At 73.6% G+C, this 9,792-nt stretch carries 10 protein-coding genes and 1 pseudogene; 2 read left to right on the top strand and 9 right to left on the bottom strand.

The window, feature by feature from the left end:
• A pseudogene (locus tag BM396_RS27750) lies at positions 1–322 on the top strand (porin family protein); the annotation flags it as partial.
• A 738-nt stretch (positions 323–1,060) separates the two neighbouring features.
• Here BM396_RS27750 and BM396_RS27745 read toward each other — a convergent pair.
• A complete protein-coding gene (locus tag BM396_RS27745; RefSeq protein ID WP_043386691.1) occupies positions 1,061–3,172 on the bottom strand; it encodes a putative bifunctional diguanylate cyclase/phosphodiesterase in 2,112 nt (703 codons plus the stop codon).
• A gap of 328 nt (positions 3,173–3,500) precedes the next feature.
• Positions 3,501–3,797 (bottom strand): hypothetical protein, encoded by a 297-nt coding sequence (locus BM396_RS27740; protein ID WP_236952738.1) that lies wholly within the window; start codon positions 3,795–3,797, stop codon positions 3,501–3,503.
• Between the two features lie 95 nt (positions 3,798–3,892).
• On the opposite strand from BM396_RS27740, the gene BM396_RS27735 reads away from it, so the two are divergent.
• Positions 3,893–4,264, top strand: a complete 372-nt coding sequence (locus tag BM396_RS27735; RefSeq protein ID WP_043386687.1) for a hypothetical protein — start codon at positions 3,893–3,895, stop codon at positions 4,262–4,264.
• Between the two features lie 50 nt (positions 4,265–4,314).
• Here BM396_RS27735 and BM396_RS27730 read toward each other — a convergent pair whose 3' ends face one another.
• From BM396_RS27730 to BM396_RS27700, 7 genes are read right to left on the bottom strand one after another with little or no spacing between them, the layout of a single operon-like run.
• Entirely contained in the window at positions 4,315–5,007 is a 693-nt protein-coding gene (locus tag BM396_RS27730; protein WP_078947215.1) for a response regulator transcription factor, read from the bottom strand.
• A complete protein-coding gene (locus BM396_RS27725; protein ID WP_043386683.1) occupies positions 5,004–5,525 on the bottom strand; it encodes a hypothetical protein in 522 nt (173 codons plus the stop codon). The genes BM396_RS27730 and BM396_RS27725 overlap by 4 nt, the downstream gene beginning before the upstream one ends.
• Positions 5,522–6,463, bottom strand: coding sequence for a YncE family protein (locus BM396_RS27720; RefSeq protein ID WP_043386680.1), 942 nt, complete (start codon positions 6,461–6,463; stop codon positions 5,522–5,524). Before BM396_RS27720 ends, BM396_RS27725 begins: the two co-directional genes overlap by 4 nt.
• Before the next feature lie 8 nt (positions 6,464–6,471).
• A complete protein-coding gene (locus tag BM396_RS27715) occupies positions 6,472–7,026 on the bottom strand; it encodes an SRPBCC family protein (RefSeq protein ID WP_043386677.1) in 555 nt (184 codons plus the stop codon).
• Between the two features lie 2 nt (positions 7,027–7,028).
• On the bottom strand, positions 7,029–8,096 hold the full coding sequence (locus BM396_RS27710; protein ID WP_081948743.1) for a vWA domain-containing protein: 1,068 nt from the start codon (positions 8,094–8,096) through the stop codon (positions 7,029–7,031).
• Positions 8,093–8,722, bottom strand: a complete 630-nt coding sequence (locus tag BM396_RS27705) for a hypothetical protein (RefSeq protein WP_043386674.1) — start codon at positions 8,720–8,722, stop codon at positions 8,093–8,095. The genes BM396_RS27710 and BM396_RS27705 overlap by 4 nt, the downstream gene beginning before the upstream one ends.
• Positions 8,719–9,792, bottom strand: coding sequence for a vWA domain-containing protein (locus BM396_RS27700; protein ID WP_043386671.1), 1,074 nt, complete (start codon positions 9,790–9,792; stop codon positions 8,719–8,721). Before BM396_RS27700 ends, BM396_RS27705 begins: the two co-directional genes overlap by 4 nt.

Genomic DNA, 9,792 nt, shown 5'->3' with positions numbered 1-9,792 from the left:
CTTCGCCTACGGCTCCGGCAGCGCCGACCGCTCCTTCGGCGGCTACGCCGGCAACGACAGCTTCCGCACCGGCTGGGCCGTCGGCGGCGGCGTCGAGTACGCGCTCCCCACCGACTCCTTCCTGAACTTCTTCCGCTCCTCGGCCGTGACGCTCAAGGTCGAAGGCCTGTACGTCAACCTCGACCGCAACACCCGCAACCAGGGCGCGTTCGTCATCAACGCCGCCAACAACTTCCCCGTCGTCTACAGCGGCATCGGCCGCCGTTCCGACGAGTTCGCCGTCGTCCGCGCCGGCCTGAACTACAAGTTCGGCTCCTACTAAGACCGCGCCGCGGCGGTCGGATCCCGACCGCCGCGCCAAGCCGAGCTCGCAAGGGGCCGCGTCCGAAAGGACGCGGCCCCTTCGGCGTTCGGAGGCCGTCGCGTCCGCGACAGGACGGACTTTCCACGGCCTTAACCGCGGAGCGCTGTGAACCAGGGCCGGGCGACCTCGGAGCGGGTGGCCCGCCCCGGATGGCTTCGCTGCACGCGTGAAACCTGGACGCCGGCCTCGTCCGAGCGCTTCAGGCGGAATCCGTATCGGACCGCCCGCCGGGCGTGCGGCGCGTCGAGAGCCTGTGCGGCCCGGTCCGCAGCCGATTCTCTATTGGTCAGAGCCGGGGGATCAGCCGATCGCCCAGAAGAGCGGCAGGGCGCCCGCCAGGAACAGCGCGGAGGAGATGAGCACGGCGACGCGCTCGCGATGACGGAGGAGGAGGGCGTGGGGCTGGGCGAACATGCGATGAGGGCGCTGGGTGAGCCGGATCGGCGGTGCGCGGTCATGCTGGCCTCCGAACCTTGACGGATCGGGGGCAGGTCACGTCATCCACAGGCGGTCGTCGTCGGGTGTCGCGGCCGCGCCACAGAGGCCGGCGCGGCGCCCGCGGTCCCGGCGGACCCCGGAACGCGTCGAGGCCGCAGGGCGGCTATCGCCGCCGTGGGACGCCGGCCGATCGGGCGGCCCGATCCGGCCCCGCATCGACCGTCCGGGCTCCGGGCCGTCGTCGATCTGCAGCGTGCCTCAGGCGACGGCCGCGTCCGGGCGGCCCGGTGCCACGAAGCCTTCGCACGCACCGATCTGCTCGGCGAAATGCTCGATCGGCTGCGGCTTGCTGATCAGATAGCCTTGAGCCTCGTCGCACGCCTCCGCGGCCAGGAAGCGCATCTGCGCATCCGTCTCGACGCCCTCGGCCACGACGCTCATCCCCAGGCTGCGGCCGAGCCCCAGGACCGCGCGCACGATCACAGCGGCCTGCGCGCTGACCTCGACATGGCCCACGAACGACCGGTCGATCTTGATCTTGTCGAAGGGGAACGCCTGCAGCGTCGCCAGCGACGAGTAGCCCGTCCCGAAATCATCCATCGCGATGGAGATGCCGAAGGCCTTCAGCCGACGCAGGATGCCGAGCGCCCGCGCCATGTCGTTGATGATCAGGGTCTCGGTGATCTCGAGTTCGAGCCGCGTCGGCGCCAGGCCCGTCTCGGTGAGGATGGCCAGGATGCGCTCGGGCAGATCCGCCTGCTGGAACTGGCGCGGGGACAGGTTCACCGCCACCTTCAGCGGACGGGACCACCGCGCCGCCTCCCGGGAGGCGGCGCGCAGCACCCACTCCCCCAGCAGCAGGATCAGGTCGCTCTCCTCCGCCAGCGGGATGAAGGCATTCGGCGGCACCAGCCCGCGGGTCGGATGCTCCCAGCGCACCAGCGCCTCGAACCCGACGAGCCGGCCGGTGGCGGTGCTCACCTGCGGCTGGTAGTGCAGGATGAGTTCGTCGCCCTCGATCGCCTGGCGCAGATCCCGTTCCAGGTCGCGCCGGGCCGCCTCGGCCTCGTCCATCGTGGGCTCGAACACCCGATGGGTGTTCCCGCCCTCCGCCTTCGCCCGGCAGAGGGCGAGATCGGCGCGCCGGAACAGCGTCTCGCTATCGGGACCGTGGCCGGGCGCCTGCGCGATGCCGACGCTCAGGCCAACCTTCAGCCGCTGCTTGCCGAAGCGGATCGGCGCCTGCACCGCCGCGATGAGGCGCGCCGCCAGGGTCTCGGCGTGGGCGGGATCGCCCGCATCGGCCACCAGCACGGCGAACTCGTCGCCGCCGAGGCGCGCCACCATGTCCTCGGCCCGCAGCACCGCGCGGATGCGATGGGCCACCGCCCGGAGCAGGAAATCCCCGGCCGCGTGGCCGAGGCTGTCGTTGACGGCCTTGAAGCGGTCGAGGTCGAGGCACAGCACCGCGCAGGCGCCGCCGTGGAGATGCAGGTCGGCGAGCCGGATCTCCAGCCGCTCGTAGAACAGCGCGCGGTTGGGCAGGTCGGTGAGGCCGTCGTGGCGCGCCATGTGGGCCACCTGCCCCTCGGCCGCCTTGCGGGCGCTGATGTCGATCTGCGTGCCGATGAAGCGCAGGGCACGGCCATCCGCGGCGCGGGCCACGACCTTGCCGCGGGTCATCATCCAGGCCCAAGTGCCGTCCTTGCGCCGCATGCGGTGCTCGCACGCGAAGGTCGGCGCCCGCCCGCTCAGATGCTCGATCAGGGCCCGCTCGGCCGCGCCCGCATCCTCCGGGTGGAGCAGGGCCCGCCACGTCTGGGCGTGGCTCGCCAGCTCGCCGGGCTCGTAGCCCAGCACCCCCCACCAGCGATCCGAGGACCACGCCTCCCCGGTCGTGAGATCGCAGTCCCAGAGCCCGTCACTGCCCGCGTCCTGCGCCAGGGCGAGGCGCGTCTCGCTGACCTGCAGCGTCTCCTCGGCCCGCTTGCGCGCGGTGATGTCCGTGAAGGTCCGCACCGCCCCGCCATCGGGCAGCGGCACGGTGCGGATCTCCAGCACGGTGCCGTTCGGGCGCTCGCGCTCGTAGGTATGGGCGCGGCGCTCCAGCCCGCGCGCGGCCACCCAGCGCCGCAGGGTCTCGCACGCCGCGCCGAACTCCCCCTGCGCGATCTGATATTGCCGGACGGCCTCGAAGGTCGGGCGGGTCCGCATCAGCGCCGGCGGCAAATCGAGCAGCGTAAGGGCGCGGGCATTGCAGACCTGAACGACGCCGGCGGCGTCGATCATCATGAGACCCTGGTCCATCGTGTCGAGGACGGTGTCCAGAAGCTTCGCCTTCTCCCGCAGCGCGCCCATCCCACTGTTCATGTTCCGGGGATCCCACTCGTCCGCCTGCGCGAACGTACTGCTGGACGGTGCACGCTCCCACCAAGCGGGACTTTAGCAACGGGGAGCTTTCCGGATTCTTTCCGGAAGACCTGATTTCAATTGCTGCGTGTAATCCCGGAGGCGGATGGAGCACGGTTCCGCGGGCGTCCGGCGCGCCGCATCGGCCCTTGCCGGGCCGCCCGCGGAGCTTTCCGATACGCGGACCGCAGGCGGACCCGGGCTGAAGGTGGTCAGGGATCACGGCCGGATCCTGACCTTCGCGGCCCCCGGGATGTCGGCGGCACCGCAGGCCGGCGCGGCCGGCCGCTCACTCGCCTTCGTCCCGGACGAGGGAGATGCAGGCCCGCACCATCTCTTCGAGCCTGAGTTCCTTCGTGTCACCGATATTGGCGGTCTCTTCCAGACACCGCATGAAATACGCTTCGTCGAGTTTGGGCGACAGCGTGTGGAAGGCCCGGCCCATCCGGCTGGAAAAATCGATCTTGTCGGTCATGCTCGCCCGCGGCCACAGCGAGGCCTTGTCGTCCATGGTCAGGCGGGCGGCATCCGCCGGCAAGGTCCCGCAGGTCAGAGCAATTAAGACGATTATAAGCTTGGTCTGCATTGTAAATCCCCGATCCTGCGGCATAACCCTGCGTGACTCTGCGCAGCGGTGACGGTGGACGGACGCGCTGCTCTTCGAACAGGATGAGAGAAGCCATGCGCGTGGTCCGTCTGTCCGGTCTGGTCTCGGCCGGCCTCCTTCTGAGCCTGCTGACGGCCCAGGCGCAGACCCAGACGCAGGACCCATCGGCCGGCGACCCGCGGCGCAACCAGGCGGCGAAGCTCGCCGGGCTCGCCGGATTCGTGAACCTCGAATGCCCCGGCCTGCGGAGCGATCCCGCGCGCCTCAAGCAGACCGTCGAGGCCCTGGGCGTCGATGCCGCCAGCCTGGAGACCGGCGACCTGCACCTGATCGCGACCCGGTACATCGCGGCCTACCAGAAGGACGTGGCGGCGAATTGCCGGAAGGCCGAGGCGACGTTCGGGCCGCAGGGATCGATCATTCCCGGCCTGATCGTGCCGCGGTAGCCCCGGCCCGCTGTCGGCGGCGCTGTCGGACGCGCTGTCGGCTGCCCGCCTCACACCGGCCGCCCGTCCCGCGACAGGGCGATGCGGAGGAGGTCGGCGAGGCTGCCGGCGCCGAGCTTCTGCTTCATGCCCGAGACGATGGCCGACACGCTTCGGTGGCTCATCGACAGGCTGTCGGCGATCGCCTCGTTGGACTTGCCCGCCCCCAGCAGCGACAGGACCTGAACCTCCCGCGCGGTCAGGCGCGCGAGGGGCGAGTCCAGCAGGCCGGCATTCAGCATGGCGATCTTGGTCGCGACCTCGTGCGGCAGGTAGCTGTGCCCGGCCGAGACGGCCGCCAGCGCCTCGTGGAAGCGCGTCACCGCCGTGTCCTTCAGGACGAAGCCATGCGCCCCGCCCTCGATGGCGCGGGCGACGATCACCGGGTCGTCGTGCATGCTGAAGGCGAGGATCCGGGTCGCCGGCTCCAGGGCCCGCACCCGGCGGATCAGCGACAGGCCGGAAAGGCCCTGGTCGCGGAAGCCGAGGTCGGTCACCACCAGCCCGGGACGGTGGCGGTGGAACGTGCGGTATCCCGACACCACGTCGGCGGCCTCGTGGACCGCCCGGACGCCGGCATCCTCCGCGAGGTGGCGGAAGCCGCGCCGCACCACCGGGTGGTCGTCGACGATCAGCACCGCGTCGAGGATGGCCGCACCGTCCCCCCCAGCCGGCCAATCGGCCGAGGCCCGGGCGGCGCTCACGGCGTGCCCTCGAGGACCGGATGCGGGGCGGCGAGGCGCGCCAGCGCGGCTGCATGGTCGGCCCCCTGCATCCGCGCGTTGTAGTAGTGCTGGCACATCTCGCCGTAGAGGCTCTTGCGGCGCCCGCGTTCGGCCGCGATCCCGCCGAGCCCGTCGAGGATCGCGCCGTAGCCCTCGCCGATGCCGGCCTCGGCCAGCATCTGGCCGAGCTGGACGGTGCGGTTGGCGATCATGCGCGGATCCTCGATGAAGCCGTCGCGGGCCCGGGCCAGCGCCGCCGCCATCGCGCGCACACGGGGCTCGTCGGCCGGCAGGGCCTTGCCGGCCTCCCGGCCCGCGAGCCAGCGGGCCGGGTCGGTCCCGTCGGTCGGGGCGAGCCAGGCCGGCAGGGTGCCCTCGGCGGTGGTGGCGACCACCGCGCCCGCGGCGTCGCCGCGCTCGTCCGAGTCCCGGTTGCAGGCGCCGAGCGCCAGCAGGACCAGGCCGGACGCGATCCGGATGCGGCAGGCCCGTCTCATCGCGCGGGCTCCCCCGGCGCCAGGACCGTGCGCGGGCCCTCCGCCACCTTGATGCGCGCCGTCTCGCGCCACGTGGCGAGATCGATCACCGAGACATCGTCCGAGAACCAGTTCGCCACATAGGCCCGCGGACCGACCACCGCGATGCCCTCGGGATAGGGCCCCACCGCCACGGTGGCGACGATCTCGAGCCGGGCCGCATCGATCACCGTCACGGCGGCGGCATGCTGGTTGGTGACCAGGATCCGGCTGCCGTCGCCGGTGACCGCGACGCCGTAGGGCATACGGCCGGCCGGAACCGTGGCACGGGCCCGCAACGTCGCCGTGTCGATCACCGTGAGGTCGCCGCTGCGCACGTTGGCGACGTAGAGGCTGGCCTCGTCCGGCGCGAGCGCCAGGGCGAAGGGCGCCTCGCCGGTCGGGACGACGGCCACGCGGGTCATCGTCCCCGTGTCGATCACGCTGACCTGACGGCTCTCGCGGTCGGCGACGTAGAGCCGCCCGCGCCGGTCGAGGACGAGATGGGCCGGTTCGTGCCCCACCGCCGCGGTGCCCTCGATGGCGCCGGTCGCCGCGGAGATCCGCAGCACGCGGTCGCCCGACCAGTCGCCGACGAACAGGTGCGCGCCGTCGGGGCTCGCCGCGAGGCCGAAGACCTGGCCGGGGACGGGCAGGCGGCGGGGCGGCTTGCCGGGCTCGACGACGGTCACGGCGCGCCCGTCCGGGTGGGTGAGATAGAGGCGGCCGGCCCGGTCGGTGGCCGCCGCCACCGGCGCGGGCCCGAGCGGGATCCGCCCGGCCACGGTCCCGGCCTCGATCCGCGCCAGCTCGGCCCCCTGCTGGCTGACGACCCAGACCGGGTCGGCGGAGGCGGACGCGCCACCGGTCCCGGTGGCGGCCGCGAGCGCGAGCGTCGCGATCAGCCGGAGGTGGCGCATGCGGGGCCTCAATGGGTCGTCCGGCCCTCGACGGCCGCCTTCAGCCCCTTGAGCCCGTCCGCGAAGTAGCGGTTCATCGCCGTGCGCCCGGCCTCGTCGCTGAGGTTCTCCGGCGGCTCGTTGCCGGTGTCGCCCCGGTAGAAGCGGCCGATCCACGACACCTTGGAGCCGGTCCCGTCCGGGGTCACCGTGAGGGTCGCCGAGTAGGAGGAGACCGGGAGCGCCTTCAGGTCCGGGTCGGACATCCGGTACGAGTAGGTCCGGCCGTCGGCCAGCCACTCGTCCAGCCCCTCGACCAGGGTGCCGCCGGCCTTGAGGGTCACCCGGCGGGTCGTGCCCTCGACATTGCCGCCGCTGGCCTCGGCCTTGGCCACGTCGGGGTGCCAGCGCCCGATGCCGCCGAAATCGCCCACCACCTTCCAGACCGCGTCCGGGGGCGCCTGGATGGTGATCGACTGGTCGATCTTCTGCGGCGTCGGCCCGTGGGCCAGCGCCGCGCCGGCGAGGCCGACGACGGCGAGGCCCGCGGCGACGGCCGGGACGAGGGCGAGGGGCATCCGCATGGTCAGGTCCTGATCGGTCCGGTTGGAACGAGGGTTGGAACAGGGTGGGCCGCGCGCCCGCGGCGCGCGCGCTGGACGAGGGCGAGGGGGTTCGCCAGGAGGGACAGGAGCGTCAGCCCCAGGGACGCCGCCAGGAGGGCGGGGCGCGGGTCGAGCCGGCCGGGCAGCGGGCGCGGCGTCGCCGCGGCGCGCAGGGGGGCGGCCAGGCCGCCCGGGCCGTCGAGATGGGCGTAGCCGAGGCCGGTCTCGGCGGCGAGGCGCTTCAGGTAGGGTTCGCGGACCGCGGAGAGGTGCTCGCTGCCATGGGCCGCCTGGGCGCCGAAGGGGGCGTTGCGCGGATTGTAGCCCTCGCGCGATTCCGCGTCGGCCGGGGGCGGCCCGGAGCGGTTCTCCTGCTGGACGTCGCTCTCGCCCAGGAAGCCCGCCGGCCGGCCGCGATCGTCGAAGCGCGGGATCGGCGACAGGCCGTAGCCGCCCGCGCCGACGATCAGCCCGCGCACCGCGCCGGGCTTGCCGTCGAAGGTCGGGCCGCCGGAGGCCGGCAGGGGCGGCGTCTCCTGGCCGTCGGTGAGGAACAGGAGGTCGGCGTCGATCTCCCCCGCCATGGCGATCGACCGGAACAGGCCGGCCGCGATGCGGCTGTCCCCCTCCCAGGCCATGCGCGGATCGAGGGCCGCGATGGCGCCGTCCAGCGGCGCGAAATCGGCGCAGACCTCGACCGGCGTGAACAGCAGGAACGGCCGCCGGTCGGTGAACAGGCCGAGCGCCACCCGCGAGCCGCAGGGGAGGTCGGGCAGCATCGCCCGCAGAGCCGCCTTGACGGTCTCGAGCCGGCTCACGGATCCCGCGGCGGCGGGATAGTCGCGCACCGCCATGCTGCCGGTGATGTCGACCACCGCCAGCACCGACACGCCGGTGCGGGTGAACGGGATCGGCGGAGCGACGAGGGCTGCCAGCGCCAGCACCAGGGCGGCCGCCAGGATGCGGAACCGCCCGTCGCGCAGGTTGCGGGCGACGAAGGGGGGCAGGACGGAGGGCCGAACGGGGGGCAGGACGCGCCGCGGTCTCACGGGCCGCCCCGCGGCTGGCCGGGGATGTCGGTCCAGATCTTCTTCGGTTCGGCGCGCAGCTCGTCCCCGGTCTTGCGGTCGAATTCCGGGTAGTCGCGCACGAGGCGCGAGGCGACGTCGAGATTGTACTTGGCGTCCCAGAATTCGGGCCGGGCCTGGAGGGCGCGGCGGTAATCCTGCCGCGCCAGCGTCACCTGGGGCGCGGCCTTGTCGAGATCGCCGCGGCCGATCAGCACGAAGGCCTGCCGCATCCGCGCGTTGCCGATGACGTACCGCGCCCGGGCCGCCTCCCGCACCGCGCCGGCGCGGTCGAGGGCGTCGAGGAGGGGTTCTGTCTCGCCGAGACGGTCCCGGGCGGCGAGGAAGCCGATCCGCGCCACCAGGAGGGCCGGCCGCGCATCCGGGTCGACCGGCCGGTCGCGGCCCGCCTCCAGGGCGGCGATCCGGTCGTCGTCGCGCGCGGCGCTCCAGCCCGAGACGGCGAACCACAGGGCGGCGGCCGCGAGGACCAGCGGCAGGGCGACCAGCAGGGCCGGCCGGACCCGGCGCCAGGCCGCGGCCACGCCGAGGCGGGGGAGGGCAGCGCGGCGCGGGGCCGGGCCGTCGAGGAGGGCGCCGGAGCTCATGCCGCCCTCCGCGGCGCCGCGCCCGCGGCTTCCGTCGCCGTCTCCGCCTCCGCCTCCGCCGGCGCATTCGCGAGTTCCGCCTCCACGAGGTCCGCCTCCACGAGCTTGGCGAGGACGAGCACGGCGAGGCCCAGCGCGGCGAGCGCGGCGGCGAGCCCGGTCAGGTCCCGGCGCGGGCGCTCCTCGACATAGGGGATCGGGTCCCGCTCCAGGGCCTCGATCTGCCGGATCGCGGCTTCCACCGCCGCGGCGCCCTCGGCCTCGAAGGCGCGGTAGGGCACGCCGAGGCTCTTGAAGAACAGGTCGAGGTGCCGCTCCGGCGCGGCCTGGGGCGTGTCCTCGCCGGCCGGCCGGTCGGCGATGCCGGGCGAGCCCTTGGTGCGCAGGAACAGCCAGTACAGGTTCGGCCGGATCCGCGCGACGGCGGCGCGCAGCTGGTCCTGGATGCGCGGGTCGATCACCGCGGCGCCGTCGGACACGAGCAGGAGCACCCGCGAGGCGCCGACATCGACCCCGAACTGCGACAGGGCCATGCCGAGGCCGCGGCCGATATTGGTGTAGTCGAGGCCGGGCCGGTCGATGGCGGCGATCGCCGCCCGCACGGCGTCGTGGCGGTCGGTCATCGGCATGACCAGCATCGGCGCGGTGGAGAAGGCCGTCACGGCGAACAGGTCGTGCCCCCGCGCGCCGACGAAATCCGCCAGGAGGCGCCGGGAGGCGGCGGCCTTCGATTCCTCGGCGCCGGAGGGCTGCCGGCCCGCGAAGGTCTCGTTCATGCTGCCCGAGCGGTCGATCAGCAGCGACACCTGCGCGCCGATGCCGAGGCGCTCGATCCGTGCGCCCGTCCGGTAGGGGCCCGCCAGGGCCACGACCAGGCCGGCGATGGCCAGGATTCCGGCGAGCGTCAGCGCCCGGCCGAGCCAGGCCGAGAGGGGATCGGCCGGGGCGGCGGCGACCGCCGGCACGGAGGTCCGGCGCAGGGCCGAGCGGGCCAGCGGCAGCAGCGCCAGCGGCAGCAGCCACAGGATCCAGGGTTCGGTCGCGCCAAGGCGGGCGAGGAGATCGGTCAC

This window comes from Methylobacterium sp. UNCCL125, assembly GCF_900116795.1.
Taxonomy (GTDB): Bacteria; Pseudomonadota; Alphaproteobacteria; order Rhizobiales; family Beijerinckiaceae; genus Methylobacterium; species Methylobacterium fujisawaense.
The sequence above is the reverse complement of the archived record's forward strand: the minus strand, read 5'-3'. Positions and strand labels throughout refer to the sequence as shown.